The 25,450-nt window shown below is 66.4% G+C and carries 23 protein-coding genes and 1 tRNA gene; 12 read left to right on the top strand and 12 right to left on the bottom strand.

Going from position 1 to position 25,450, the window contains the following annotated elements; all coding sequences use genetic code 11:
* Window positions 1–35: 35 nt before the first annotated feature.
* Entirely contained in the window at window positions 36–839 is an 804-nt protein-coding gene (locus AC1DBN_RS05760) for a DeoR/GlpR family DNA-binding transcription regulator (protein ID WP_091722971.1), read from the top strand.
* A gap of 34 nt (window positions 840–873) precedes the next feature.
* Here AC1DBN_RS05760 and AC1DBN_RS05755 read toward each other — a convergent pair whose 3' ends face one another.
* On the bottom strand, window positions 874–1,902 hold the full coding sequence (locus AC1DBN_RS05755) for a LacI family DNA-binding transcriptional regulator (RefSeq protein WP_477722740.1): 1,029 nt from the start codon (window positions 1,900–1,902) through the stop codon (window positions 874–876).
* A 75-nt stretch (window positions 1,903–1,977) separates the two neighbouring features.
* Here AC1DBN_RS05755 and aroQ point away from each other — a divergent pair, with 75 nt between their 5' ends.
* A complete protein-coding gene (aroQ, locus tag AC1DBN_RS05750; RefSeq protein WP_477722739.1) occupies window positions 1,978–2,439 on the top strand; it encodes a type II 3-dehydroquinate dehydratase in 462 nt (153 codons plus the stop codon).
* Between the two features lie 14 nt (window positions 2,440–2,453).
* Here the strand turns inward: aroQ and AC1DBN_RS05745 are convergent, their stop codons facing one another.
* Complete coding sequence (locus tag AC1DBN_RS05745; protein WP_091722976.1) at window positions 2,454–3,638, bottom strand: MarP family serine protease; 1,185 nt, start codon at window positions 3,636–3,638, stop codon at window positions 2,454–2,456.
* A 219-nt stretch (window positions 3,639–3,857) separates the two neighbouring features.
* On the opposite strand from AC1DBN_RS05745, the gene AC1DBN_RS05740 reads away from it, so the two are divergent.
* Window positions 3,858–4,535, top strand: a complete 678-nt coding sequence (locus AC1DBN_RS05740) for a Crp/Fnr family transcriptional regulator (protein WP_009359192.1) — start codon at window positions 3,858–3,860, stop codon at window positions 4,533–4,535.
* A 377-nt stretch (window positions 4,536–4,912) separates the two neighbouring features.
* Here the strand turns inward: AC1DBN_RS05740 and AC1DBN_RS05735 are convergent, their stop codons facing one another.
* The 3 genes from AC1DBN_RS05735 to AC1DBN_RS05725 are packed head-to-tail and all read right to left on the bottom strand — an operon-like array spanning window position 4,913 to window position 6,529.
* Window positions 4,913–5,824 carry an NUDIX hydrolase gene (locus AC1DBN_RS05735; protein ID WP_477722738.1) on the bottom strand — a complete coding sequence of 304 codons (912 nt, stop codon included), beginning with the start codon at window positions 5,822–5,824 and terminating at the stop codon, window positions 4,913–4,915.
* Between the two features lie 14 nt (window positions 5,825–5,838).
* Entirely contained in the window at window positions 5,839–6,372 is a 534-nt protein-coding gene (locus AC1DBN_RS05730) for a RidA family protein (RefSeq protein ID WP_015938334.1), read from the bottom strand.
* Window position 6,373: 1 nt separating this feature from the next.
* The gene (locus tag AC1DBN_RS05725; protein ID WP_011693223.1) at window positions 6,374–6,529 is read right to left on the bottom strand and encodes a DUF4177 domain-containing protein; all 156 of its coding nucleotides are present in this window, start codon (window positions 6,527–6,529) and stop codon (window positions 6,374–6,376) included.
* Between the two features lie 37 nt (window positions 6,530–6,566).
* On the opposite strand from AC1DBN_RS05725, the gene AC1DBN_RS05720 reads away from it, so the two are divergent.
* The 5 genes from AC1DBN_RS05720 (at window position 6,567) to AC1DBN_RS05700 (ending at window position 13,807) form a co-directional block, all read left to right on the top strand.
* Window positions 6,567–8,885, top strand: a complete 2,319-nt coding sequence (locus tag AC1DBN_RS05720; protein ID WP_477722737.1) for a transglycosylase domain-containing protein — start codon at window positions 6,567–6,569, stop codon at window positions 8,883–8,885.
* Between the two features lie 6 nt (window positions 8,886–8,891).
* Entirely contained in the window at window positions 8,892–9,836 is a 945-nt protein-coding gene (locus AC1DBN_RS05715) for a metallophosphoesterase (protein ID WP_477722736.1), read from the top strand.
* 193 nt (window positions 9,837–10,029) lie between these two features.
* Window positions 10,030–11,838, top strand: coding sequence for an ABC transporter ATP-binding protein (locus tag AC1DBN_RS05710; protein WP_091722987.1), 1,809 nt, complete (start codon window positions 10,030–10,032; stop codon window positions 11,836–11,838).
* Complete coding sequence (locus AC1DBN_RS05705) at window positions 11,835–13,661, top strand: ABC transporter ATP-binding protein (protein WP_091722989.1); 1,827 nt, start codon at window positions 11,835–11,837, stop codon at window positions 13,659–13,661. The genes AC1DBN_RS05710 and AC1DBN_RS05705 overlap by 4 nt, the downstream gene beginning before the upstream one ends.
* 69 nt (window positions 13,662–13,730) lie before the next feature.
* Window positions 13,731–13,807: transfer RNA gene (locus tag AC1DBN_RS05700), tRNA-Pro, on the top strand.
* Window positions 13,808–13,964: 157 nt separating this feature from the next.
* On the opposite strand, the gene AC1DBN_RS05695 is transcribed toward AC1DBN_RS05700, so the two are convergent.
* Entirely contained in the window at window positions 13,965–14,189 is a 225-nt protein-coding gene (locus AC1DBN_RS05695; RefSeq protein ID WP_056078631.1) for a hypothetical protein, read from the bottom strand.
* Between the two features lie 133 nt (window positions 14,190–14,322).
* On the opposite strand from AC1DBN_RS05695, the gene AC1DBN_RS05690 reads away from it, so the two are divergent.
* Window positions 14,323–15,588 (top strand): helix-turn-helix domain-containing protein, encoded by a 1,266-nt coding sequence (locus AC1DBN_RS05690; protein WP_091722992.1) that lies wholly within the window; start codon window positions 14,323–14,325, stop codon window positions 15,586–15,588.
* Window positions 15,589–15,627: 39 nt separating this feature from the next.
* Here AC1DBN_RS05690 and AC1DBN_RS05685 read toward each other — a convergent pair whose 3' ends face one another.
* Together AC1DBN_RS05685 and purD are read right to left on the bottom strand one after the other, a co-directional pair.
* The gene (locus tag AC1DBN_RS05685) at window positions 15,628–16,569 is read right to left on the bottom strand and encodes a phosphoribosylaminoimidazolesuccinocarboxamide synthase (RefSeq protein ID WP_091722994.1); all 942 of its coding nucleotides are present in this window, start codon (window positions 16,567–16,569) and stop codon (window positions 15,628–15,630) included.
* A 1-nt stretch (window position 16,570) separates the two neighbouring features.
* Window positions 16,571–17,887: a phosphoribosylamine--glycine ligase gene (gene purD / locus AC1DBN_RS05680; RefSeq protein WP_477722920.1), complete on the bottom strand. Its 1,317-nt coding sequence runs from the start codon at window positions 17,885–17,887 to the stop codon at window positions 16,571–16,573.
* Between the two features lie 96 nt (window positions 17,888–17,983).
* Here purD and AC1DBN_RS05675 point away from each other — a divergent pair, with 96 nt between their 5' ends.
* From AC1DBN_RS05675 to AC1DBN_RS05665, 3 genes are all read left to right on the top strand, one after another.
* Entirely contained in the window at window positions 17,984–19,570 is a 1,587-nt protein-coding gene (locus AC1DBN_RS05675) for a molybdopterin-dependent oxidoreductase (RefSeq protein ID WP_477722735.1), read from the top strand.
* Window positions 19,571–19,617: 47 nt separating this feature from the next.
* Entirely contained in the window at window positions 19,618–20,634 is a 1,017-nt protein-coding gene (locus tag AC1DBN_RS05670) for an asparaginase (protein WP_091723001.1), read from the top strand.
* Window positions 20,635–20,695: 61 nt separating this feature from the next.
* Window positions 20,696–21,073: a sterol carrier family protein gene (locus tag AC1DBN_RS05665; RefSeq protein ID WP_477722734.1), complete on the top strand. Its 378-nt coding sequence runs from the start codon at window positions 20,696–20,698 to the stop codon at window positions 21,071–21,073.
* Here the strand turns inward: AC1DBN_RS05665 and AC1DBN_RS05660 are convergent.
* From AC1DBN_RS05660 to AC1DBN_RS05645, 4 genes are all read right to left on the bottom strand, one after another.
* On the bottom strand, window positions 21,070–21,726 hold the full coding sequence (locus tag AC1DBN_RS05660; protein ID WP_477722733.1) for a Pr6Pr family membrane protein: 657 nt from the start codon (window positions 21,724–21,726) through the stop codon (window positions 21,070–21,072). The genes AC1DBN_RS05665 and AC1DBN_RS05660 overlap by 4 nt on opposite strands.
* Window positions 21,727–21,760: 34 nt before the next feature.
* A complete protein-coding gene (locus AC1DBN_RS05655) occupies window positions 21,761–22,516 on the bottom strand; it encodes an SDR family oxidoreductase (RefSeq protein ID WP_477722919.1) in 756 nt (251 codons plus the stop codon).
* A 78-nt stretch (window positions 22,517–22,594) separates the two neighbouring features.
* Window positions 22,595–23,353, bottom strand: a complete 759-nt coding sequence (locus AC1DBN_RS05650) for an aspartate/glutamate racemase family protein (RefSeq protein WP_091723012.1) — start codon at window positions 23,351–23,353, stop codon at window positions 22,595–22,597.
* Between the two features lie 51 nt (window positions 23,354–23,404).
* Entirely contained in the window at window positions 23,405–24,973 is a 1,569-nt protein-coding gene (locus tag AC1DBN_RS05645; RefSeq protein WP_091723014.1) for an NCS1 family nucleobase:cation symporter-1, read from the bottom strand.
* Window positions 24,974–25,450: the final 477 nt, after the last annotated feature.

Here is a 25,450-nt window from a genome sequence, read left to right as displayed (position 1 = left end):
AGACCGCTCCCCCACCGCAGCACGAAAGGATCTCCATGCTCCCCGCAGCACGCCACCAGGCAATAGTGGACGTCGTCCAGCGCGAACGGGTAGTCCGCGTCTCGGACCTCGCCCAGCAACTGGGCGTCTCGCTGATGACGGTCCGCCGGGACATCGAACTGCTGGAGGAGGGCGGCAAGCTGGAGCGCATCCACGGCGGCGCCAAGCTTCCCGGCGATGCCAGCACCCACGAGCCCGGCTTCGAGCAGAAGTCCACCCAGCTGACAGCGGAGAAGCGGGCCATTGCGGTGGAGGCTGCGGCGCTGGTCCAGGAAGGGATGGCGGTGGGGCTGAGCGCCGGGACCACCACGTGGGCGCTTGCCAAGGAACTGGTCAACGGGCCGCCCATCACGGTGGTCACCAACTCGGTGCGCATCGCGGACCTGTTTCACCATGCCGCCTCCACGGGCCCGGCCCGCTACAGCTCCACGGTGATCCTGATCGGCGGCCAGCGCACGCCCTCGGACGCCTTGGTGGGACCCATCGCCACGAGCGCCCTCAAGCAGCTGCACCTGGACCTGCTGTTCCTCGGTGTCCACGGCATGGACTCGGTGGCCGGTTTCACCACCCCCAACCTCCTGGAAGCCGAGACTGACCGGGCCTTCGTGGCCGCAGCCCGCAGGACCGTGGTGCTGGCGGACCACACCAAATGGGGTGTGCTGGGCATCAGTTCCATTGCGTCGCTGGACGACGTGGACGAGGTCATCAGCGATCCCGGGCTCGGTTCCGATGCACAGCGCGTCCTGCAGGACAGGGTTGGCAGGCTGCGGCTCGCGCCCGCCCTCGGCCAGCCTGCCTAGGGCAGCCGGCCTGAGGCAGGTCAGGGGCAGGTAGTCAGGGGCAGCCGCAGGATTGGCGGACCTGGAGGTCGGCGGGGAAGATGAGGTGCTCGGGGGTGTTGCCACGCCCGGTGCCGATCAGGGCGTTGACCGCGGCTTCGGCCATGGCTTTTGCCGGCTGCCTGACCGTGGTCAGGGGCGGCCAGCTGTACTCCGCTTCCGCCGACCCGTCGAAGGAGGCCAACGCCATGTCCTGGGGCACGGACAGGCCCGCCTCGTGCAGCGCCCGCAGGATCCCCACGGCCTGCAGGTCCGACGTCGCAAAAATGGCCGTGGGACGCTCCGCCCCCGCGAGGAGGCGCTTGCCCGCAGCGTAACCGCCCTCCCGCGTGAACGGGGTCCGCACAATGGGGCCCTCGGGCAGGCCCGCGCCGGCCAGGGCCTGCAACCAGCCCTCCTCACGGCCGTCGTAGTAGTTGCCCGTGTTCGTTCCCATCGCCAACGCGATCCTCGTGTGCCCGTGACCGATCAGGTGCTCCACGGCAGCCCGCGCACCGGCCACCAAATCCACGCCCACACTGTTAAACCCCGGTGCCTCGGCGTTGTGGTTCAACAACACCACCGGGACCTCCGCCGACTCGAAGTCCGCCGCCCCGGGCTCCATCAACACACTCGAGACGATCACGCCGTCCACCTGCCGGGCCGCCAGGTTGCGGACGTTCCGGCGCTCCTTGGCCACATTCCCATCCGAATTGGTCAACACCAGCGCATACCCCAAATCCGCTGCGGCCTCTTCCACCGCGTGGGCCAGCAACGAAAAGAACGGGTTGCTGTTATCCGGAATGACCAGCCCGATGGTCTCACTCGAGCCCAGCTTCAACGCCCGCGCCGCAGCATTGGGCCGGTACCCCAACCGCCGGATCGCATCCTGGACCTTCGCCTCAGTGGCAGGCGCCACCCGCTTCGGACCACCATTGACCACATAACTCACCACGGCAGTACTGACCCCGGCGAACCGCGCAACATCCTTACGCGTCACAGGCCCCCTGGGCCCCGGCACAGCCGAAATGGTCATGGAGTACATGCTAGCTCCAGGCTCCGACAGGAGGAGGCACGTAAGAATGCACGGCACGCCGGGCCAGCCGATAGATTGGCAGGCATGACTGAAGCCTCCACCCCGGACACCGGCCGCGGCACTATCCTGGTAATCAACGGCCCCAACCTGAACCTGCTCGGCACCCGGGAGCCCGAAAAGTACGGCACCTCGACGCTCGCCGATGTGGAGCAGCTGGCACGCTCAGCAGCGGAGGCGCACGGGTTCGCGGTGGAATGCGTCCAGTCCAACCACGAAGGCGTCCTGCTTGACGTCATCCACGCCGCGCGCGAAACAGCGGCAGGCATCGTCATCAATGCCGGCGCCTTCACCCACACCTCCGTGGCACTGCGTGACGCCCTCGCCGCCGTGCAGCTACCCGCCATCGAGGTCCACATCACCAACGTGCACCAGCGCGAGGAGTTCAGGCACCACTCCTACCTGTCGCCCGTGTGCGCGGCCGTCATTGTGGGCGCCGGCGTTACCGGGTACCGGCTGGCCATCGATTACCTGGCCGAGACCCTCTAGCTGCTCGGGAGCCCCTACTTCTGGATGCACTGGCCGGAGGACACCGGCGCGCTCAGGGAGGATGCCTGCGCGGCCACGGGGTTCAGCTCATCCATGGTGATGGCGAAACCCACGTCCGAGTCCGTTGTGGCCTTAGCGAAAATGACTCCGGCCACTTGGCCGTCAGTGGTGAGCAGCGGGCCGCCGGAGTTGCCCGGCTGAACGTCACCGGCCAGCCGGTAAATGTCTTCGGGGGCCGGGTTGTTGCCGTAGATATCGGGCACCAGGACGGTGGCGATGTCCTGGACGGTGGCCGGCTTGGACTGGAACGGTCCGCCGTGGGGATAGCCGGAGAACGCGGCGGGGCTGCCACCGGGAAGGTCTGCCGACAGGGACAGCGGCTGCGCAGGCAACCCGTCGACGGCCAGCACCGCGAGGTCGTGCCTGCTGTCGAAGTAGACCACGCGCCCGGGGATGGCATCGCCGTCGGGCATCTCCACCACGGGCTGCGACACGCCCGCCACTACATGCGCGTTGGTGACTACGCGGTCCTCGGACACCACAAAGCCGGTGCCGGTCTGGTTCTGGCCGCACTCGTACGCAGTTCCGGCGATGCGCAGCACCGATGCGGCGGCACGGTTGAGTGCGGGCGTATCCGTGCTGGCGTTGGGAACGGGAACAGCCGGACCCTGCCCCAGGCCCTCGATCAGGGTGGGGATGCCGTTGCCGATCACCGTGGAGCGCAGCTGCGCCATGGTGGCTTTGACGGGGATGGGAGTCAGTCCGTCGATGAAACGGATGACCTTGGATTCGGCCAGCTGCTGCGACACCATCGGCACACCCAGGGAGCTGACGCTGAAAGCCAGCATGGACATCACCAGCGCCGCAACAACCACGTTCACGGCCCCACCCACCAGCCGGTCCACGGCGCGGAGCGGCCGGATCCGCACGGCGCCCCGGACCTGCCGGCCCACCATGGTGCCCAGGCCGTGGCCCAGCACCACCAGTACGACGGCGGCAGCCACGATGGCGGTCAGCCTCCATCCGGAGTCCGCAACGAAGCCGCTGACCAGCGGGACGGCGAAGAAGGCGGCGACGGCGCCGGCTGCAAAACCGACGAGGCCGCCAACAGTGACGAGGAAGCCGTTCCGCAGCCCGTAGACCAGGTAGGACAGCAACGCCAGGATCAGGATCAGGTCCAGGACAGTCAAGCCGACCACGAAGGCTCCTTATAAACAGTTGAAACCTCATTCTAATGGGGGTCCCTGACAATCCTCTGTGACGTCATCCCCGTCACAGAGGGCCTCCCGGCCGGGACAGGCAAGCCCCGTCGCAGGCCGTCTTATAGGCGTTTCGGCTGCCAAGTTCGTCACAGAAGCTTGAAAATTCTGAAACAATGGCAAAAGCGCCACAGACGATACTTTTACTCAGGAGATTTCATGGACATCGAGGTACTGCGCCGAGCACCCCTTTTCGCCACGCTCGACGACGACGCATTCCGTCTGCTGACGGACGAGCTCACCGAGGTGGACCTTTCCCGCGGCGCGTCCGTGTTCCGCGAAGGCGACCAGGGTGACCAGCTCTACTTCATCGTCTCCGGCAAGGTGAAGCTCGGCCGCACCTCCCCCGACGGCCGCGAGTCCCTCCTGGCTATCCTCGGCCCGGGCGAGCTCTTCGGCGAGATGGCACTGTTCGACCCCAGCCCGCGCACCGCCACGGCCACCGCCGTTTCCGAGACCCGGCTGGCCGGGCTCAAGAACGAGAGCCTGAACAACCTCCTGCGCACCCGCCCCGAGGTTTCCGCGCAGCTGCTGCAGGCCCTGGCCCGCCGCCTCCGCCGCACCAACGACTCCCTGTCGGACCTCGTCTTCTCGGACGTCCCCGGCCGTGTGGCCAAGGCCCTCCTGGACCTCGCAGACCGCTTCGGCCGCCCGGCAACCGACGGCGTCCTGGTGGCCCACGAACTCACGCAGGAAGAGCTGGCGCAACTGGTGGGCGCCTCGCGCGAAACCGTCAACAAGGCCCTGGCCGAATTCGTCCAGCGGGGCTGGCTCCGCCTGGAAGCCCGCGCCGTCGTCATCCTGGACATGCAGCGCCTCCGCCAGCGCTCACGCTAAGCGCTGCGCACCTCAGCGAAACGGAAAAGGCCGCCCTTCCACAGTGGAAGGGCGGCCTTTCTGCTCCCCGTTGCCCGGACACGCCCGCTCACTTGTGGTGGCCTCCCACCCGACGCCCGCTCACTACTGGCGGCATCCCACCCGACGCCCGCTCACTTGTGGCGGCTTCCCAACCGACGCCCGCTCACTACTCTTGAGAGAGTGAGCGCGCGTTTGCGATTTGCCCGCCACAAGAGAGCGCGGGTTTGCGATTTAGCCGCCACAAGAGAGCGCGCGTTTGCGATTTACCCGCCACAAGAGAACGCGCGTTTGCGATTTGCCCACCACAAGTGAGCGCGCGTTTGCGATTTGCCCACCACAAGAGAGCGCGCGTGACGTTAGCGTTCGCGCTGGGGGTCGCCCGGGGTGGTCTTGGCGGCTTCCACTTCGAGCATCAGCTGTCCGTCCTCTTCCACGAGGGCCGGCTGGTAGACGTGCGCCTTGCGCTTGTAGCTGAGGTAGGCGATGCAGCCGTTGGCCGATGCCATCTTTTCGAGCATGATCTCGGAGCCCGGCACCAGGAGCTTGCCCAGGGTCTGCCCGGTGGTGTTCTCCTGCCCCGCTTCATCGCCGAGGGCCGTGGTGTTGCGCCCTTCGATGACCTGCGCGGCGTTGACCCACCGGCCCCAGATGCCTTTGCCGTCCAGCAGCGTGGGCTCCTGGCCCATGGGGACAGTGGCGGCGAAGTAGCGCGTATCGAACCGGCGGTGCGCAAAGTCGGGGGTGCGCCAGTTGACCAGGGACTTCAGCAGGTCGGTCCGCAGCAGGAGGCCGCGCTTCTCCAGGACCTGCGCGAGGGTCTTTTCCTGTTCGGCCACTGCAACGCGGGCACGCATCCACTCGGTGGTGGAGGTGGCCTCAACGGTGCTGGACATGTCCGGACCGGCCAGCAGGATCCCGGTCTCTTCGAAGAGTTCGCGGATGGCACCCACGACGTGCCGGCGCGCCAGCCCGACGTCGTCCGTTCCCATCTGCTCAGCCCAGTGCTGGGGTGAGGGACCCAGCCAGCCCATGGGATCGTCGTCGGCCGTGTCCAGCGATCCACCGGGAAACGCAAGGACCCCCAGCGGCGAGGAACCAGGCCGGTAGGCCAGCCAGGTTTCCAGGCCGTTGGGGGAATCCCGCAGCAGGACTACAGAGGACGCCAGGCGTGCGGCCCGCGGTGTCCGCTCGCCGTGTTCAAGCCAGCTTTGCGCTGCTCCAACAAGTTCCTCGGGGAGTGCAAAAAGACGGCGGGCGAGCTGTGGCAAGGAAAGGACCGGTCCTAGCTGAATTCGGCGATCAGTTCGACTTCCACCGGGGAGTCGAGGGGAAGGACGGCAACGCCGACGGCGGAACGGGCGTGCTGGCCGGCGTCACCGAGGACGCGGCCCAGCAGTTCCGAGGCACCGTTGATCACGGCGGGCTGCCCGGTAAAGGTGGGGTCCGAGGAGACGAATCCCACCACCTTGACGATCCGGGTGATCCGGTCAAGGTCGCCGATGACGCTCTTGACGGCGGCAAGGGCGTTCACAGCGCACACTGCGGCGTACTTCTGGGCGTCTTCGGGGGAAACCGTGGGCTCGTCGGCGAATGCTTCGGCACCGGCGGCCACCTTGCCCGTAGCTTCGAGTTTGCCGTTAATAAACGGCAGCTGGCCGGAGGTGTAGACGTGGTTGCCGGAGATGACGGCGGGAACGTAGGAGGCCACAGGGGCGGCAACCTCGGGGAGCGTCAGGCCGAGCTCGGCCAGGCGCTGCTCAACAGCTGAAACGGGGGCTGATTCCGCGCCGGTGCGGGCTTCTGCGGGGGTGCTCATGCTACTGCTTCTCCCTCTTGAGGTAGGCAACCAGTCCGTTTCCGTCCGGTCCTGTGACTACCTGGACGAGCTCCCAGCCGTCCTCTCCCCACTGGTCCAGGATCTGCTTCGTGGCGTGAATAATGAGCGGAATCGTCGCGTACTCCCATTTGGTCATGAGAGAAAGACTAGTCCTTGCCGGTAAAGTGGAAAACATGGCAACTCGTAAGAACCCCTTATTCGACACTGCCACCACCCTCGGAAAGATCCTCATTTTCCTTGGTGTGAGTGCTGTCTGCGGTGTCCTGGTGGCCGGCCTCCTGGTGCCGGCCGCTGCCGTCTCCGGCAGCGCAGCGAGCGGTTCGATCGAGTTCTTCGACACCCTCCCGGCAGAACTGAAGGTCGATCCGCCCAACCAGACCACCAGGATCCTGGCCGCGGACGGCAGCGAGATTGCCAGCGTCTACACGGAGAACCGCACCAAGGTTGCCCTGGACCAGATCTCCCCGTTCATGAAGGAAGCTGTCATCGCCGTCGAGGACAGCCGTTTCTATGAGCATGGGGGTGTGGACACCACCGGCATCCTGCGTGCCTTGGCTGCCACCGCCCGCGGCAACAAGCAGGGCGCCTCCACCATCACCCAGCAGTACGTGAACAACGTGCTGAACGCCAACCTCGCCGCCGAAGGCAACGAGGACCAGATCAAGCTCAACGGCGTTAACAAGGGCGTGGGCGACAAGCTCCGCGAGATGAAGCTGGCCATCGCCCTCGAGAAGGAGTTCAGCAAGGACCAGATCCTTGAGGGCTACCTGAACATCGTCTTCTTCAACCGCGACGCGTACGGCATCGAAGCCGCCTCGCGGTACTTCTTCAGCACCTCCGCCAAGGACCTGACGCTCCCCCAGGCCGCGCTCCTGGCCGGCCTGGTGAACAGCCCCTCAGCTTTCGATCCCATCACCAACCCGGAGAGCTCAAAGCAGCGCCGCGACCTGGTGCTTGGCCTGATGCTGAACCAGGGCAAGATCACCAAGGAAGAGCACGACGCCGCAGTGGCCACCCCGGTGGAACCCAAGGTGACCCAGCCCAAGCAGGGTTGTGCGTACGCGTCGTCCGCCCCCTACTTCTGTGACTACATCCTGCACCTGCTGGAGAACAACCCGGCCTACGGTGCCGAACGTGAAGAGCGCCAGCGCCTGATCTACGGCGGCGGCCTGACCATCACCACCACGCTTGACCCGAAGGCCCAGGCTGTTGCCCAGGACCAGGTCAACGCTTCCGCAGGTGCCAACCCCGACAAGTGGGGCGCCGCCCTGGTGTCCGTCCAGCCGAACTCGGGCAAGATCATTTCGATGGCCCAGAACACCACGTTCCTGCCGAACCAGGGGTTCGATTCGCAGCTGAACTTTAACGTGGACCAGATGGACAAGGACGGCAACGACCTCAACGGCATCGGTGGTTTCCAGCCCGGTTCCACCATGAAGCCGTTCACGTTCGCGGAGTGGCTCAATGAGGGCAAGTCCATGAACACCGTGGTCAACGCCGCCCAGCGCGTGTACCCGTTGAGCTTCCCGTGGCGGAACACGTGCGGCAAGGTAACCGGCGGCTACAGCACTGCGCAGAAGAACGCGGGCCTCGGCACCGCCGACGACCTGCAGAACGCCGAACCGCAGTGGTACAGGAACCTCTCCGTCCTGGAAGGCCTCTACAACTCCATCAACACGGTCACGTTCGCTTCGGCCGCCCAGCTGGACTTCTGCGGCATCCAGAAAGTGGTTGACGCCGTAGGACTCCACAGCGGCCTGCCCTCGGCAGACGGCTCGGATCCCAACCCGAAGATCGACATGAACCTGCTGGGCAACCTGCTGGGTTCCACGCAGACGTCCCCACTGACCATGGCCAGCGCGTTCGCCACGTTCGCCAACGACGGAAAGTACTGCGAGGCCATTGCCATCACGTCCGTCACGGACGCTACCGGCAAGCAGCTGCCTGCGCAGTCCACCAACTGCCGTGACGCCATCAAGCCAGAGGTTGCCCGCGGCGTGAACTACGCACTTCAGGAAGTCCTGAACCGCGGTTCCGGTTCGCTGATCCAGCCCCGGATCTCCACCCGGACCAGCTTCCCCATCGGCGCCAAGACGGGTACGTCCAACAACAACGGCTCCACCTGGGTTGTTGGCCACACCACCGGCCTTGCCACCGCCACCTGGTTCGGTGACGCTTTGGGCGCCCAGGGCCGTCCGGGCCAGAACATCACCGTCAACGGCAAGTTCTACCAGGGCATTGACGGGTACATGATCGCCGGGCCGATGTTCTCGAACTACATGTCCCAGATTGCCCCGGGCTACGGTACCGATCCGTTCCCGGCACCGCCGAGCAACCTGGTGAACGGCACCACCCGGAGCACCACTCCGGCCACCACTGCTCCACAGGCCACGCAGGCACCGCAGGCACCGACCGCCCCGGCAGCAAGCCAGCCAGCCCCCCAGCCGAGCAACAACGGCAACGGGAATGGCAACGGCAGCGGGAAAGACTAGCCGGCCATGACCATGGACACGTTGGTAAGCCGCGCCCGGACTATCGGGCGCGGCTTTGCCGTAACCGCAGGAGCAGGGACGGCGGCCGGGCTGGCCGCCTTCGGGTATGGCCTGTGGGAGAAGAACCAGTTCGTCCTGCGTGAAGAGACGCTGCCCATCCTTCCGCCCGGCAGGGATCCGTTCCGCATCCTGCACCTCAGCGACATCCACTTCGTTCCGGGCCAGGACAAGAAAGCTGCCTGGCTTCAGCAGCTGGCCACCCTCCGGCCGGACCTGGTGGTGAACACGGGCGACAACCTCAGCCACATCAAGGCCGTGGAACCGCTCCTGGCCGCCCTCAAGCCGCTGATGGAGTTCCCCGGCGTCTTCGTCCCGGGTTCGAACGACTACTTCGCACCCACCTTCAAGAACCCCGCTTCCTACCTGATGGGTCCCTCCAAAGCCAAGCCCAAGCCGGTGGCCCTGGACTGGCCGCGGCTGCGGTCCGGCTTCGGAATGGGCGGCTGGGTGGACCTGACCAACCGGAACCAGTCGCTGGTCCTGAACGGCATGCGCTTCGACTTCTCCGGCGTGGATGATCCCCACCTGAACCGGGAGCGCTACGCCGGCTGGCCCCGCGGGACCCGGAACCAGGACGCCAAGGACCACCTCCGGGTGGCCGTCATCCACGCGCCCTACCAGCGGGTGCTGGACCACTTCACGGGCGAGGGTGCGGATCTCCTGTTGGCGGGCCACACCCATGGCGGGCAGCTGTGCATCCCCGGCTACGGTGCGCTCGTCTCCAATTGCGACCTCCCCACCTGGCGCGCCAAGGGCCTGAACGATTGGCAGAGCAACGGACGTACGACGCCGGTCAACGTCTCCGGCGGCATCGGCACCTCGCGCTTTGCTCCAGTCAGGATCGCTTGCCGCCCCGAGGCCGTCCTGCTGACCCTCACCTCTCCCTCCTGACCACCGTTGCCCATCAGATCGGGCACCCAAAACTGGGTTTTGGATGCCCGATCTGATAGGGCAACGGGCATTACGGAATGCAATAAGTCAGCAAGCTGGCTGATGTGCTCTGGATCCTGTGAATCGTCTCACGTGATGGCATAGGGTAGTTGCTACGGGAAACTACATTCGTTTTAGAGCTTTAGAAGCGGGCATGGCGAAGCAAACTCCATTTTTCAGGTCAATAAGCCGTCTCTACCCCCATGTCCGGCCCATCATCCCCCGGCTGCTGCTCGGGCTCCTCTGCGCATTGATGGCAAGTATCGTGGCCCTCACCATCCCGCAGGTCCTGCGGGTGCTGGTCAACGAATCACTGAAGCCCGGCGGCGCATCCGATGCTGTGTGGATCTCGGCCGGCGTCATCCTGGTCCTCGGTGTGGCAGAAGCGGGCCTGGTGGCGTTGCGCCGCCAGTTCGTCATCAACCCGGCCACCACCGTCGAAACCCGGATGCGGGTGTCCCTCTACGACCACCTGCAGGACCTGACCGTATCGTTCCACGACCGGTGGGGTTCCGGGCAGCTGCTGTCCCGCGCAATGACGGACCTGAACTTCCTCCGCCGCTGGATGGCTTTCGGCGCCATCATGCTGGTGGTCACCACACTGACGGTCATCATCGGCATCGTGGCCATGTTCGCCATGAGCTGGCAGCTGGCCCTGATCTTCCTGGCCGCCGCCGTTCCCATCACCATCAACAGCTTCCGGTTCCGCACCCGGTTCAGCAAAGTTGCACGGCGCAGCCAGGACCAGGCCGGCGACCTTGCCACCACCGTGGAGGAGTCCGTTCACGGCATCCGCGTCCTGAAGGCTTTCGGGCGCAGCCGGGAGGCTCTGGAGAACTTCAACGAGCAGGCGGAGGAACTCCGCCAGACAGAGATCGAAAAGGCCCGCCACCAGGCGACCTTCACCATGGTGGTCACCCTGCTCCCCGAGCTCGCCCTGGGCGCCGGACTGGTGGTAGGCGTCATGCTCTGCGCCAGCGGCCAGCTCAGCATCGGTTCGCTGGTTGCCTTCTTCGCCACGGCAGCCGTCATCGCCTCTCCCGTGGAGTTCTCCGGAATGCTGCTGGCCATGGCGCTCACCGCTAAGACCGCCATCGACCGCCACTACGAGGTGATGGACACGCAGAACACCATCACCAGCCCGCCCCAGCCCCGCACACCCGCCACGCTGGCGGGAACGCTGCGCTTCAACAACGCCTCCTTCGCGTTCGAGGACGCGCCGGACAAACCCATCCTGAAGAACATCAACCTCGAGGTCCGCCCCGGGGAAACCATGGCTCTGGTGGGCATCACCGGCAGCGGCAAGAGCGCCCTGATCCAACTGGTCCCCCGCCTGTACGACGTCAGCGACGGTTCCATCACCATCGACGGCGTGGACCTGAAGGAGTTCGACGTCGGAGAGCTGCGGCGGCTAGTGGGCGTCGCCTTCGAGGACACCACGCTCTTCTCCAATTCGGTCCGGGACAACGTCCTCCTGGGTGCCCGGGAACGGACGGACGACGTCCTGGAGGAGGCCTTGGACGTTGCCCAGGCCCACTTCGCGCACTCCCTGCCCGAGGGCGTGGACACCCTCATCGGCGAGGAAGGGCTCAGCCTCTCCGGCGGCCAGCGCCAGCGGATCGCGCTGGCGCGTGCCATCGCCGCCCGGCCCCGCGTCCTGGTGCTCGATGACCCGCTCTCCGCGCTGGACGTGCACACCGAGGAACTCGTGGAGGCACGCCTCCGGGAGGTCCTGAAGGACACCACCACACTGATCGTGGCGCACCGCCCCTCCACCGTGGCGCTGGCGGACCGGGTGGCCCTGCTGGAGGACGGCCGGATCGCCGCCGTTGGAACACACACCGAGCTGCTGGCAAGCAACGCCCACTACCGCTACGTCATCGCCAGCCTGGACCAGGAGCCGCGGGACCTGGACTCCGAACTGTCGGAGCTCGAGGACCAGGCCGAGGAAGTGACCCGATGAGCACAGCAACGTTCGGTACCGCCAACGAAGACAACGCCCACCTCAGCAAGAGCGACAGCCGCGCAGTACGGCGCCGCTCACTGGCCCTGCTGCGCTCGCTCATACGCCCGGTCCGGGTACGGTTCTGGCTGACCATCGCCATGGTGGTCCTCTCCCAGGCCGCCCGCGTGGCAGGCCCGGCGCTGATCGCCTTCGGCATCGACCGCGCACTGCCCGCCCTGCAGGCCGGAGACAACCTGCCCTTGGTGTTCACCGGCGTCGCGTACCTGCTGGCAGCGGTGGCGACGGCGGGACTCACCGCCCTGTACGTCACCTCCACTGCGCGGCTCAGCCAGGCAATGCTGCTGGACCTGCGGGTGCGCGTTTTCCGGCACACCCAGCGGCTCAGCCTCGAGTTCCACGAGAAGTACACCTCCGGCAGGATCATCGCCCGGCAGACCTCAGACCTCGAGGCCCTTCGCGAACTCCTGGATTCGGGCGTCAGCTCGCTGGCCTCCGGGCTGCTGTTCATGGTGTTCACCGCAGTGACCGTCTTCGCCCTGGACTGGCGCAGCGGCCTGCTGGTCCTTGCAGCCGGGGTGCCGATGTTCTTCCTGGCCCGCTGGTACCAGAAGCACTCGCAGATCGCCTTCCGGGAATCCCGGGTGGTGTCCGCGCGGCTGATCGTGCATTTCGTGGAGACCATGACCGGCATCCGCGCCGTCAAGGCCTTCCGTAAGGAACGCGAGAACGCGGAGACCTACGGGCAGCTGGCCGAGGACTACCGCAAGGTGACGGTCCGTTCCATCAACCTCAACGGCATCTTCCAGCCGGGCCTGGTGCTGATCGGCAACGTATGCGTGGCGGTGGTGCTGCTGTTCGGCGGATTCCGGGTCCTCTCCGGGGACCTCGCCGTCGGCGTCCTGCTGGCCCTGATCCTTTCCACCAAGCGCTTCTTCCAGCCCGTGGACCAGATGGCAATGTTCTACAACTCGTTCCAAAGCGCCCAGGCGGCCCTCGAAAAAGTCTCCGGCCTGCTGGAGGAGGTCCCCACCGTGCGGCCGCCGAAGAATCCGGTGGCCCTGGAAAACGCCCGCGGCGGGATCGACTTCAACGGCGTGGAGTTCCGCTACGGCTCCGGCCCGCTGGTGGTTCCCCGGCTGGACCTGCACATCCCCGCCGGGCAAACCGTGGCCCTGGTGGGCCAGACCGGCGCCGGAAAGTCCACGCTGGCCAAGCTGATCGCCCGCTTCTACGACGTCACGTCAGGGACCCTGACCCTGGACGGGGTGGACCTGCGGGACCTCAGCAGCACGGACCTGCGCCGCAACATCGTCATGGTCACCCAGGAGGCCTTCCTGTTCAGCGGCTCGGTGGCGGACAACATCGCCCTGGGCCGTCCCGAGGCGTCGAGGGACGAAATCGAGGACGCCGCCAAGGCCGTGGGTGCCCACAACTTCATCCTGCAGCTGCCGGAAGGCTACGACACGGACGTCAACAAGCGCGGCGGCCGGGTCTCCTCGGGCCAGCGGCAACTCATCAGTTTCGCCCGGGCGTTTCTGGCCCGGCCTGCGGTGCTGATCCTGGACGAAGCCACCTCGTCCCTGGACATCCCGTCCGAGCGGCTGGTGCAGAGCGGGCTGGCACGGCTCCTGGCAGGCAGCGATTCCGCCGGCAGGACAGCGCTGATCATCGCCCACCGGCTGTCCACCGTGGAAACCGCGGACCGGGTGCTGGTGGTCCATGACGGCCGCATCGTCGAGGACGGCAGCCCGGCGGATCTGATCGGCGGCGGCGGACGTTTTGCGGACCTGCATGGGGCGTGGAAGGACTCACTGGTCTGAAGTCGCCCACGATTTCGCATCGGGACCCAGCATCGGCTATTCTTGTAAAGTTGCTTTTGGGCAACGGATCGGGATGTAGCGCAGCTTGGTAGCGCGCTTCGTTCGGGACGAAGAGGTCGCAGGTTCAAATCCTGTCATCCCGACCACACTGAAAGAGGGTCTCCTTGCGGAGGCCCTCTTTTGCTTTACCTGCCACGTTGCTTAGCGGCGAAGACGCACGAAGCCCGGGCAGGGCCGGGTTAAAGGAAACAGCCCCGGAGCAATGCTCCGGGGCTGTCCTCGCCTCCTTGGTTGAGGAAGCTGTTACATCGGGTCCGGCCAGTTGCCAACGTACGTGGTGTACGTGGTACCGGAGGTGTCCTTCTTGGTGTCCTTGACCTTCTTGGACATCGGGTCCGGCCAGTTGCCAACGGCTACCGAAGTACCGGTGGAATCAGCAATGGAACCGGCGGACAGTACGGCCGGAGCCGCAGCAGAAAAAGCAAGGGCACCGGCCAGCGCAGCCGCTGTTGCGATCTTCTTCAACATAAATAGGTTCCTCAATACGAGTCGGATTCGTTACAAAGCCAGCACTGTCCTTGTTGACATACATTGTAAAATGTTTTCCACAGGGACTGTCAAGCATTTGGTGGAAAGACTGTCCGGAAGAGGAGGAAACGCCGTGGGCAACGGATTCGGGGAGAAGCTCCGCGCGGAGCGTCTCGAACGGGGGTTGACGCAGGCTGAACTGGGCAAGGACCTGTATTCACCCAGCTACATCTCACTGCTCGAAACCGGCCGGAGGGAACCCACGGCCGAAGTGATCGAGGAGCTGGCACGCAGGCTGGAGCTGGCACCCAAGGCACTGGAAGCCTGGAGCCAGCCCATCTCGGTAAGCGACGCCGAATACGTCCTGGCCGGCCTGTACGCCCGGCAGGCCTGGGACCTGCGGGATTACCCGCTCGCCGCCAGCCACGCCGCCACGGCCGCGCAGATCGCGCTGGACGGCAGGAACACCAGCGCCTGGTGGAACATGACTTACATGCAGGCCGAATGCCTGATCAAGCAGGGCAACTGGCAGGAATGCCAGCGCATCATGCAGCACCTCCTGGAACACCCCATGGCCACCGAATCGGCCGGGCTCGCTGTCCGCGCCCGCCAGATGCTCGCCGGCATCTGCCAGGGCCAGGGCCAGCTCGGCGCCGCGGTGGACCACGCCCTGGAGGCCGTCAAACTCTGCGCGCAGCTGCCCAAGGGTTCCACCCTCATCATCGGCGCACACCGGGCCCTGATCGGCGCCCTGGCCGAAAGCGGCCGCCTGGATGAGGCCTGGAAGTACTGCCAGGACATGAACGACCATGTGGACGAACACTCCATGTCGCAGCTGGCCGGTGAGGTCGCCTGGGTGATCGGCAACGTGGCCTTCATGCGCCACGACTACCAGGAGGGCATCAAGCACCACGAGCGCGCGGCACGCCTGCTCTCCCCCGCCAACGACATCGAACTGTGGGCACGGTTCAACAAGGCCTCCGCCGCGGTACGGCTCTCCTCGGGGATCGTGGAACCGGAAACCCTGTCATCCATCGAGCGGGCCGAGCTGGCCCTGTCCATCGTGGGCGGCAACAAGTCGGATCAGCTTGAGGTAGCCTTCATCCGCGCCCGGTGGCTGTACCTGACCGGGGACATTGTGGCCGCCGTCGAAAAGCTCCGCGAAATCCATGCCGAGCGGGCCTCACTGGCCAAACACACGGCAGGCGAGGTTTCGCTGCTGCTGGGCAAGTCCCTCAAGGCCGCCGGTGAGTCGGAAGAGGCGCTGATCCACCTCCAGGAAGCGCAGAAGGCCTTCAGTGCAGCAGGTGCGGCGGACCGCGTCCAGCAGGCACTGGACGCGGTCCTGGAGATCAAGCTGGCCCAGCGGCGGGCCGCCAACGCCGCGAAGGCCAGCTAGCGCAGCAGCACCGTGCCGGAGCGGGCAGCCGGGGCCCGGTCAGGCGAAAGTCTTGCCCGTGATCTTCTCGTACGCCTCGACGTACCGGCTGCGGGTGCGCTCCACCACTTCAGCCGGAAGTGCGGGCGGCGGCGTATCCGAGGCCCGGTCCCAGCCGGATTCGGCGGACGTCAGCCAGTCCCGGACATACTGCTTGTCATAGGACGGCTGGGCCTGGCCCGGCTGGTAGGTGCCGGCGTCCCAGAACCGTGAGGAGTCCGGCGTCAGGACCTCGTCACCCAGCGTGATGGAACCGGAGACGGCGTCATAGCCGAATTCCACCTTGGTGTCGGCCAGGATGATGCCACGCTCGCGGGCAATCTTTTCCGCGGTGGTGTAGATCTTCAGCGTCAGTTCGCTCAGCCGGGCCGCAATATCATCCCCCACCAGCGCAACCACGGCGTCGTAGGTGATGTTTTCGTCGTGCTCGCCAACAGCTGCCTTTGCCGACGGAGTGAAGATGGCATGCTCCAGCCGGGAACCGTCCACCAGGCCGTCCGGCAGCGGGATGTTGCAGACGGTGCCGGACGCCCGGTATTCGAGCAGCCCGGATCCGGTGAGGTAGCCGCGGGCGATGCACTCCACCGGGAACATGTCCAGCTTCTTGCAGATCATGGCACGGCCCTCGACTTCGGCGGGGACCCCTTCTTCGACGGTGGAGCCCAGGACGTGGTGCTCCACGCCCAGCTGGTCGAACCACCACAGGCTCAGCTGGGTGAGGATGCGGCCCTTGTCCGGGATCTCGCTGGAGAGCACATGGTCGTAGGCGCTGATCCGGTCGCTGGCCACCACCAGCACACAGTCCTGGCCCACGCGCTCCTTGACGGACTCGTCGGCGGGCTCATACAGGTCGCGGACCTTGCCGGAATAGACGTGGGTCCAGCCCGGCAGGTCCAGGGTGCCGGCGCTGCTGAAGCCGCGGGATGCGGGAGTTTCGCTCATGCTAGGCCTTCGCTTTCGTGATGGGCAGCGCACCCGTGGCGGCGTACGGCACCTTGATTTCGCCGCGGGCAGCCTTGCGGCCGATGTCGCTGCGGAACTGTCCGCCGTCCAGCTGGACCAGTTCCACGCCGTCGTAGGCGCGTTCGCGCGCCTCCACCAGGTCACTGCCCAGGGCAACCACCGCCAGGACGCGGCCGCCGGCGGAAACTACCTTGCCGTCGTCGTCCAATGCCGTTCCGGCATGGATGACGTGCACGCCGTCCAGTGCCTCGGCCTTCTTCAGGCCGCGGATCCGGTCTCCGGTACGCGGAGTGTCCGGGTAGTTTTCGGACGCGACCACGACGGCGACGGCGGTGTCCTTGGACCAGCGCAGCTCTTCGGCGGTCTCCAGTTCGCCCTTGGCGGCGGAGAGAAGCAGGGAGCCCAGCGGCGTCTTGAGCCGTGCCAGGACGGCCTGGGTCTCGGGGTCGCCGAAGCGGACGTTGAATTCGATGACCCGCGTGCCGCGGGAGGTCAGGGCCAGGCCAACGAACAGGACGCCCACAAAGGGCGTGCCGCGGCGGGCCATTTCGTTGACCGTCGGCTGGGCCACCCGGTCGAGGACTTCCTGGACGAGGCCTTCGGGGGCCCACTCAAGCGGGGTGTAGGCGCCCATGCCGCCGGTATTGGGGCCTTCGTCATTGTCGAAGATGCGCTTGAAGTCCTGGGCGGGCGAGAGTGCCACGGTATTGCGTCCGTCGCAGAGGACGAAGAGGGATACCTCGGGGCCGTCGAGGAATTCCTCGATCACTACCGACCCGCCGGCGTCGAAGCAGGACTGGGCGTGGGCCAGGGCCTCCTCGCGGTTGCGTGTGACCACCACGCCCTTGCCGGCGGCGAGGCCGTCGTCCTTGACCACGTAGGGGGCGCCGAAGGTGTCCAGTGCGGACGCGGCCTCTTCGGCGTTGGTGGCCACCAGGGCCATGGCCGTGGGCACGCCTGCCTCGGCCATGATCTCCTTGGCGAACGCCTTGGACGCTTCCAGCTGCGCGGCGGCCTTACTGGGGCCGAACACGGGAATGCCCGCCTCACGGACAGCATCGGACACGCCTGCGGCCAGCGGCGCTTCGGGTCCCACCACCACGAGGTCGACGGCCAGATTGGTGGCCAGCTTCGCGACGGCGTCGGGATCGTTGCCGTTGATCTTGTATGTGGGGACCAGCTTGCTGATGCCGGCGTTACCGGGCGCTGCGTGGACCTCGGACACGTTGGGGTCGGCGAGCAGGGAGCGGACAATGGCGTGTTCGCGGCCTCCGGGGCCGATGACGAGTACCTTCACAGTCTCCAAGGGTACTTTGTGGACCCTGCCCGCTCCTAAGCTGTGTCCTTGCCGCCCGCTGCCATCCGCAGGCCTGTCCCGCTCCGAACACCTGCCATGACAACGCTACGGAACCGCCTCACTGGACCCGCTCCCCTGGCTGCGCTGGCAGGTGTGGTGGCTGCCGCCGTCGTACTGGCCGTGGCTGAGCTGCTCGGCGCCTTCTTCACCGCCCGCGCCACACCGCTCTTTGCCCTGGGCTCCACGTTCATCGATTTCACCCCGGGGTGGCTGAAGGACTTCGCCATTGCCACGTTCGGCACCAATGACAAGGCGGCCCTGTTCGTCGGCATGGGCCTGACCATTACCGTCCTGGCCTGCGTCCTGGGTGTTGTGGCGTACCGGAAGTGGGCGTTGGGCGTCCTGGGCGTCCTGTTCATGGGCGCGGTGATCGTGGCGTGCGTGGTGACGCGGGCGGGTGTTTCGGCCGTTGATGCCATCCCCGCGGTCCTCGGGACCCTCGCGGGTGTGGCCGTGCTCCGTTTCCTGGTGAACCGGGTGCAGGCCCTGAAGGCCTGGCCCGAGGCGCCTGCAGACCTGGCGGACGACGCCGATGCACGGGTTGGGAGCGAAGGCAGCAGCCGCCGGAGGTTCTTCGCCGCGGCCGGAATCACCGCTGTTGCGGCCGGCGTCGCGGCCACGGGCGGCCGGCTGCTCGGCGCCGCACGCAGCAACATCGCCAAGGCACGGGACGCGCTCCAGCTCCCCGCGCCAGCCACGGCTGCCCCTGCCATTCCCGCCGGCGTCCAGTCCCCCGTGGACGGTGCGCCGCCGTGGGTGACCCCCAACAACGACTTCTACCGCATCGACACTGCCCTGAGCGTTCCCGAGATCCATGCCGACGACTGGGAACTGCGGGTCCATGGCCTGGTGGAGGAAGAGGTGCGCCTGACGTTCCAGGACCTGCTCGACGCCGACCTGATCGAATCGCATGTAACCCTCACCTGCGTCTCGAACCCGGTGGGCGGAAACCTGGCGGGCAACGCGAAGTGGCTGGGACTGCCCCTCCGGGAGGTGCTGAAGCGGGCCAAGCCCAAGGACGGCGCTGACATGGTCCTCTCCACCTCCATCGACGGCTTCAGTGCGTCCACGCCCCTGGAAGTACTGCAGGACGGCCGGGACGCCATGCTGGCCATCGGCATGAACGGCGAGCCGCTGCCCCTGGAGCACGGCTACCCGGTGCGGATGGTGGTGCCGGGCCTGTACGGGTTCGTCTCCGCCACGAAGTGGGTGGTGGACCTGGAAGTCACCCGGTTCGCGGACAGCAAGGCGTACTGGACCGAGCGCGGCTGGTCCGAACGCGGACCCATCAAGACCATGGCACGGGTTGACGTGCCCAAGTCCTTCGCCAAGGTCCCCGCCGGGAAGGTTGCCGTGGGCGGCACCGCATGGGCCCAGACCCGGGGCATCACCAAAGTGGAAATCCAGATCGACAACGCGGACTGGGTGGAGGCCACACTGTCCACCGAGGCATCGCTGGTGACCTGGCGGCAGTGGTCCTACGAATGGGACGCCACGCCAGGTCCCCACTACATCAAGGTCCGCGCCACGGACGGCACGGGCGAGGTGCAGACCGAGCAGCGCGCGGACCCCGTCCCTGACGGCGCCTCGGGCTGGCAGTCCGTAATGGTCACGGTGCAGTGACGCCGCGTCGGCCGGTCCCGCCCGGGGGTTCCCCCTAGACTGGCAGCATGCCGCACAATCCCCACGCCACCTTTACGGTGGACTCCGCCGTCGAACTGGCCGTGATCGAGCGCAGCGGCTTCGTGGAGTCCCGGCACATCGGCTCGGCTGTCCTTCTTTCCGCTGACGGATCCGTGGTGACGGAGCTGGGCGACATCAACACCCCCATCTACGCGCGGTCGGCCCTCAAGCCATTTCAGGCCCTGGCCTCCATGCAGTCCGGCGTCCCGCTGCGGGGAGCCCAGGTGGCCGTTGCCTGCGGCAGCCACACGGGCTCACTGGACCACATGGACGTGGTGGCGGGAATGCTGAAGGCCGCCGGAGTGCGCGAGGACCAGCTGCAGTGCCCCGAAGCATGGCCGCAGGACGAAACCGCACGGAACTGGCTGGTCCGCTCCGAGAAGGGCAAATCCCGGCTGGCCTTCAACTGTTCCGGCAAGCACGCCGCGTTCCTCTGGGCCTGCACCGAAAACGGCTGGGACACGCATAGCTACCTTGAGCCGAACCATCCGCTGCAGCAGCGGGTGCGGAGCGTCATCGAGGAATACACCGGGGAGAAGATCGCGCACCTGGGCATCGACGGCTGCGGCGCCCCGGTGGCGGCCCTGTCCCTCAAGGGCCTGGCGCGGGGGTATTCCCTCCTGGCCAAGGCCCCCGGCGACCAAAGCTCCAACGCCCGCGCCGCCACCATTGCCACGTCCATGCTCGATTACCCGTGGGCGGTGCAGGGCCGGGGCGAGGCGAACACCCTGGTGATGGATGAGCTGGAGGTCATTGCCAAGATCGGCGCCGAGGGCGTGCTGGCCATGGCCACCCCGCAGGGTGTCTCGGTGGCCGTCAAGATCCTCGATGGGAACCTTCGTGCCACCTCCCTGGTGGCGCTGACGCTGCTGGCCGCTGCAGGCGCCGTGGAAATTCCGGGTGTGGCCAGCGTCCTCGAAAAGGTGGTGGACCCCGTGCTGGGCGGCGGCCGTCCCGTGGGCAGGATCCGCCTGGGCCCCGCGGTTTCGGCTCTCCTGGACTGACCGACCCCGCGTTGACCGACCCCGCACTGATCGAACCGCCACCGGAACTAAGGATGGAATCATGGCAACCGCCCGCCGCCGCGTCGACGTGAAGGAAGGCAAAGCGGCCCTGGACGCGTGGCTGGAAGCGGCCCGGTCGCCGTCGGACGCTCCCCTCCCGCGGAACGTCCTGGCCACTGCCGTGCGCTACACACTAGAGGAAGTCACCGCCCGCGCGCCGGGCAACTCCGTGGAGGTCCGGGTGCCGCCCTTCGGCGTCACCCAGTGTGTGGAAGGGCCGCGGCACACCCGCGGCACACCGCCGAACGTCATAGAGTGCGACGCCGCCACCTGGCTTGCGATGGCCACCGGCGGGCTTGTCTGGGCGGACGCTGTCGGGGCTGGCAAGGTGGCCGCGTCAGGTCTCCGCGCAGACCTGTCGGGCCTCCTGCCGCTCTAGGGCTGCGCCTGCTGTACCAGTGGAACACTCGCGGGATGCGGCACCGAATTCTGCAACCGGGTGGACAGCGCGGCCACGGCCGCAAAGGCAAAGGCTCCGACGGCAATCAGCAGGGACATCACCGCAACAGTGCCGTAGCCGGAACTCCGCGGATCCAGGAACGGGTAGGGATACCAGCCCACCAACGGGCCGCGGAGCAGGCTGTAGACGAGGTACAGCAGCGGAAACGCCAGCCATACCAGGGAGGTCCGGACAGGGATCCGTTCCCTGGGCAGGTCCACCAGCCAGTCGATCACCATCACGGTGGGCACGGTGTAGTGCAGGACCACGTTGACCCACGGGATGGGGGTGTTGACGTCGATGTCGCTCAACAGGAGGCTGTAGGTGATGCCGGTGATGGTCATGTACACCGTGGCGGCACCGCGCAGGAGTTCCAGCCACCGTGGGCTGGCGCCCTGCCAGGCGTACCAGCCGGCGATGCCCAGGGTCACGAAGGCGATGATGTTGGACTCGATGGTGAAGTAGCTGAAGTAGTTTCCGGCACTGGCTCCCGGAACGTTCTGCACCAGGTGCAGGAACTGGAAGAGCACCGCCACGAACCCCAGCAATGCGAACCAGAATCGGAAAAGAGCAAGCCCCCTGTTTGCGGTCATGTGCTGAGCATAGCCGCGGGGAGGCCCGGGCCGGTCAGCCGCGGCCGATGAAGGGCATGCCCGCAGCCGTCACCACCACGGAGCCGACGCTGGCCGACGCCGGCATGTTGGCCATCATCAGCACCGCACGGGCCGCGTCCGCCACCGGAAAGGTCGGTTCCACCCGGCGGGTTCCGTCGGCCTGCAGCGCACCGGAGCCCACGCCGATGGTGTCCATGATCTCCGTGGTGGTGTTGCCGATATCGATCTGCCCGCAGGTGATCCCGAACCCGCGTCCGTCCAGTTCGATGCTCTTGGTCAGGCCCGTCATGGCGTGCTTGGTCACCGTGTAGGCGACCGTCCGCGGCCGGGGCGAGTGGGCCGCGATGGACCCGTTGTTGATGATCCTGCCACCCTGCGGTTCCTGGGCCTTCATGGCACGCACCGCGGCCGCCGCGCACAGCATGGACCCTGTCAGGTTTACGGCCACGGTGGCGTTCCAGTCGTCCACGCTGATCTCGTCCACGCTCGCGGCGGGGCCGAACACGCCGGCGTTGTTGAACAGGACGTCCACGCGGCCCCACCGTTGCAGGGCGGCGGCGAAGAGGCGTTCGACGTCGTCCGGCCGGGAGACGTCACACGCCACCACGAACGCGCCGGGATGGTCCGCCGCGGTTTCCTTGAGCGGAGTTTCCCGCCGGCCGGCCAGGACTACCTGGTACCCGTCGGCCAGCATCTGACGTGCCACCTCCCGCCCGATGCCGGAGCCGGCGCCGGTGACGACGGCCACCCGTCCTTCGGAGTGGGACATGCTCACGTGTGCTCCTTGTTCTACGGCTGGTTGTTCTGCGGCTGGTTGTTCTGCAGCTGGTTGTCCTGCAGCCGGGTCCTACGGCCGTGTGTTCTGCAGCTGTGCTGCCGTTCCGGCGCTGTTCAGCGGCCAGCCTATGACGGTCTTGGGCCGGGGCGCAGCGTAGGTCCGGATCTTGGAGGTGGACAGCCGCATCCGCACCAGCGACTCCGCGATGGTGACGGCCGAGGCCACGCCGTCCACCACGGGAACCCCTGCGCGCTGCCGGATCTGCTCATCCAGGCCGGCCATCCCGCCGCAGCCCAGGACAATCACCTCAGCTTTGTCCTGGGTGACGGCCCGCATGGCCTCGCCGACGATCGCCTCCACGGCCCGCTCCGGCTCTTCCTCAAGTTCCAGTACCGCCATGCCGCTCGCCCGGACCGAGGCGCAACGGGCGTCCAGGCCGGCGAGCTTGAGCCGGTCCTCGATGAGCGGTACGGCGCGGTCCAGGGTGGTCACCACGGAGTACTTGTGGCCCAGGAACATGGCGGTGCTGGCCGCGGCCTCCGTTATGTCCACCACCGGGACGTCCAGGAGTTCCTGCAGCCCTTCCCGGCCGTGCTCGCCGTAGCCGGCCTGGACCACCGCATCGAACGGCTCCGGGTAGGACGTCACCGCGTCCATAACGGCGATGGCCGCCAGGTAGCTTTCGAAGTTTCCCTCACAGGAGTCGGCGCCGAAGCGGGGCGTGATGCCCACGATCTCCGTGCCCGGCGCGGCAACCGCACGGGCAGAGGCGGCGATGGATTCGGTCATGGACTCGGTGGTGTTGACGTTGGCAACGAGGATGCGCATGGTGTTTCCTTTGCGGGGCTGCGGCGGTGGGCGCCGGTGGGTGGACCCTGGTCAGTGGGTGCTGGCGACGGCGATGGACTCGCCGTCGCGGTCTTCCAGCCGTTGCGTCCGGTCGGCAGCGAAGTAGTACACCACTGCGGCGATGCTGGCCGCGAAGAACCAGGCGAAGGGCGCCACGGCGGCCAGCGCCGGAACAAAGGCGATGCATAGGGCCACGACGGCGGCCGGCACCATGGCGGTGATGGCCCGCGGGTTGACGCCGTTGCGGTAGAAGTAGGCGCCGTCGGGTGAAGCTGTGTAAAGCTCCGGAACGTTGACCTTGCCGCGGCGGATCAGCCAGTAGTCGGCCATGACCACGCCGAACAGCGGGCCGAGCAGCGCACCGAGGCCGCCCAGGAAGTAGAGGATGACCAGGGGGTTGTTGTAGAGGTTCCAGGGCAGGATCACCAGGCCGATGACGGCGCTGACGACGGCGGCCCGGCGGAAGTTGAGCCGCGTGGGGAACAGGTTGGTCAGGGCGTACACGGGGGCTACGAAGTTGGCCATCAGGTTGACTGCGATGGTGAGGATCAACAGGGCCAGGCAGGCCAGGACCAGGAAGAGCGTGTTCGGGATGGTCTGGACGATGTCCGACGGGCTCTGGATGATGGTGCCGTTGATCTTGAACTGGCCGCCGGCCATGACCACCACGATGGCACCGAAGAGCAGCATATTGATGGGGATGCCCCAGAAGTTGCCCCGCACCACTGCGTTCTTGGAGACGGCGGACCGGGTGAAGTCGCAGAAGTTCAGCACGAACGTGCCGTAGATGGATACCCAGAGGGCACCGCCGGCGAAGATGGTCCGCCACATGTCCAGCCCTTCCAGGGCGTTGTTCGATGACCAGGCGATGGACCCGCCCGCTTCCATGAAAATCCAGATGGCCATGGCTGCCATGGTGGCCAGGATGACGGGCCCGGCGAAGGCTTCGTACTTGCGGATCATCTCCATGCCGAAGCTCACGATGACCAGCTGCACCACCCAGAGGACCAGGAACGCGGCCCAGCCAAGGGTGGACAGCCCCAGGATGGAGTCTTTATCCAGGTCGGCCAAAGCGGGGAACATGGCCACGAGCATTACGCGGAACACGACGGAGGCAAGGTACGTCTGGATGCCGAACCAGGCCACAGCGACCGCGCCGCGGAGGAGGCTGGCGATCTGGGCTCCCCTGATGCCGAAGCTGATCCGGCTCATCACCGGGAAGGGGACGCCGGTCTTGACGCCCATGAAGCCCGAGAGTGTAAGCAGTCCGAACAGCAGCGCCGCTCCGATGCCCAGTGCCAGGAGGATCTGCCAACCACCGAGGCCGAGGGCGAACAGGCCGATGGCGAAGGCGTAGTTTCCGAGGCTGTGCACATCGTTGGCCCACAGCGTGAAGATGCTGTAGCTGGTCCAGCTGCGGCCTTCACGCTTGGTGGGGGCAAGGTCCACGTTGTAGAGGGTGGGGCTGATGCTCTTGCCTGATGCTGCGCTTGCTGCGTCGCACAGGTCGTCAACGCTGACGGACGGATGGGTGGGAGCAACTGACGGCGCTGTCAGGTCCTGGGCCGCGTCAACGCCCGCCGAAGGAGGGGTCTTCATAAGGGGGTCTCAATTCGTTGGGGCTTCCGGGGTGGTGAGACCGACCTGGGAATCAGCGCTGCTGGCCCCTGTCGTTTCTGTTATTCCACTCTGCGGAATCGAGATATTGAATAGTGAAAACCAGCGTATGACCTGGGTCACGTACCGTCAAGGCAATGCCGCCCGCGCGAACAGTCACAAATGGTTGGCAAGGCCCCAGCCGCGGCCATAGGTGGAAGTGGCGGGCGGCCGCATTGACCGGACCCTCACCTCGCGGATAATCTCGTCATACAGAAATGTTTTCTCACAATACGAAAACATGGGCCATTCGAAGATGAAAAGAGGCTCCCGTGGCTGCAGGAGAAGATACCTCCCATATCCTCAGCGGGTTGACTGACCAGCTGCCTGATCGTGATCCGGAAGAGACTGCGGAGTGGGTTGAGTCCCTGGATGCGTTGATCCGGGAACAGGGTACCGAGCGTGCCCAGTACATTATGC

The sequence above is a fragment of the Pseudarthrobacter sp. 10T415 genome (genome assembly GCF_056394175.1).
Note: the sequence above shows the minus strand (reverse complement) of the source record. Positions and strands in the feature narration are given on the sequence as shown.

What these genes read in the sequence shown, in the direction of transcription:
- AC1DBN_RS05670 (WP_091723001.1), top strand. Translation starts at nt 19,618, where the DNA reads ATGCCGCACAATCCCCACGCCACCTTTACGGTGGACTCCGCCGTCGAA.
- AC1DBN_RS05685 (WP_091722994.1), bottom strand. Translation starts at nt 16,569, where the DNA reads ATGAGCGAAACTCCCGCATCCCGCGGCTTCAGCAGCGCCGGCACCCTG.
- AC1DBN_RS05755 (WP_477722740.1), bottom strand. Translation starts at nt 1,902, where the DNA reads ATGTACTCCATGACCATTTCGGCTGTGCCGGGGCCCAGGGGGCCTGTG.
- AC1DBN_RS05665 (WP_477722734.1), top strand. Translation starts at nt 20,696, where the DNA reads ATGGCAACCGCCCGCCGCCGCGTCGACGTGAAGGAAGGCAAAGCGGCC.
- AC1DBN_RS05695 (WP_056078631.1), bottom strand. Translation starts at nt 14,189, where the DNA reads ATGTTGAAGAAGATCGCAACAGCGGCTGCGCTGGCCGGTGCCCTTGCT.
- AC1DBN_RS05710 (WP_091722987.1), top strand. Translation starts at nt 10,030, where the DNA reads ATGGCGAAGCAAACTCCATTTTTCAGGTCAATAAGCCGTCTCTACCCC.
- AC1DBN_RS05740 (WP_009359192.1), top strand. Translation starts at nt 3,858, where the DNA reads ATGGACATCGAGGTACTGCGCCGAGCACCCCTTTTCGCCACGCTCGAC.
- AC1DBN_RS05705 (WP_091722989.1), top strand. Translation starts at nt 11,835, where the DNA reads ATGAGCACAGCAACGTTCGGTACCGCCAACGAAGACAACGCCCACCTC.
- AC1DBN_RS05715 (WP_477722736.1), top strand. Translation starts at nt 8,892, where the DNA reads ATGACCATGGACACGTTGGTAAGCCGCGCCCGGACTATCGGGCGCGGC.
- AC1DBN_RS05675 (WP_477722735.1), top strand. Translation starts at nt 17,984, where the DNA reads ATGACAACGCTACGGAACCGCCTCACTGGACCCGCTCCCCTGGCTGCG.
- AC1DBN_RS05660 (WP_477722733.1), bottom strand. Translation starts at nt 21,726, where the DNA reads ATGACCGCAAACAGGGGGCTTGCTCTTTTCCGATTCTGGTTCGCATTG.
- AC1DBN_RS05645 (WP_091723014.1), bottom strand. Translation starts at nt 24,973, where the DNA reads ATGAAGACCCCTCCTTCGGCGGGCGTTGACGCGGCCCAGGACCTGACA.
- AC1DBN_RS05760 (WP_091722971.1), top strand. Translation starts at nt 36, where the DNA reads ATGCTCCCCGCAGCACGCCACCAGGCAATAGTGGACGTCGTCCAGCGC.
- AC1DBN_RS05725 (WP_011693223.1), bottom strand. Translation starts at nt 6,529, where the DNA reads ATGACCAAATGGGAGTACGCGACGATTCCGCTCATTATTCACGCCACG.
- AC1DBN_RS05650 (WP_091723012.1), bottom strand. Translation starts at nt 23,353, where the DNA reads ATGCGCATCCTCGTTGCCAACGTCAACACCACCGAGTCCATGACCGAA.
- AC1DBN_RS05730 (WP_015938334.1), bottom strand. Translation starts at nt 6,372, where the DNA reads ATGAGCACCCCCGCAGAAGCCCGCACCGGCGCGGAATCAGCCCCCGTT.
- aroQ (WP_477722739.1), top strand. Translation starts at nt 1,978, where the DNA reads ATGACTGAAGCCTCCACCCCGGACACCGGCCGCGGCACTATCCTGGTA.
- AC1DBN_RS05655 (WP_477722919.1), bottom strand. Translation starts at nt 22,516, where the DNA reads ATGTCCCACTCCGAAGGACGGGTGGCCGTCGTCACCGGCGCCGGCTCC.
- AC1DBN_RS05720 (WP_477722737.1), top strand. Translation starts at nt 6,567, where the DNA reads ATGGCAACTCGTAAGAACCCCTTATTCGACACTGCCACCACCCTCGGA.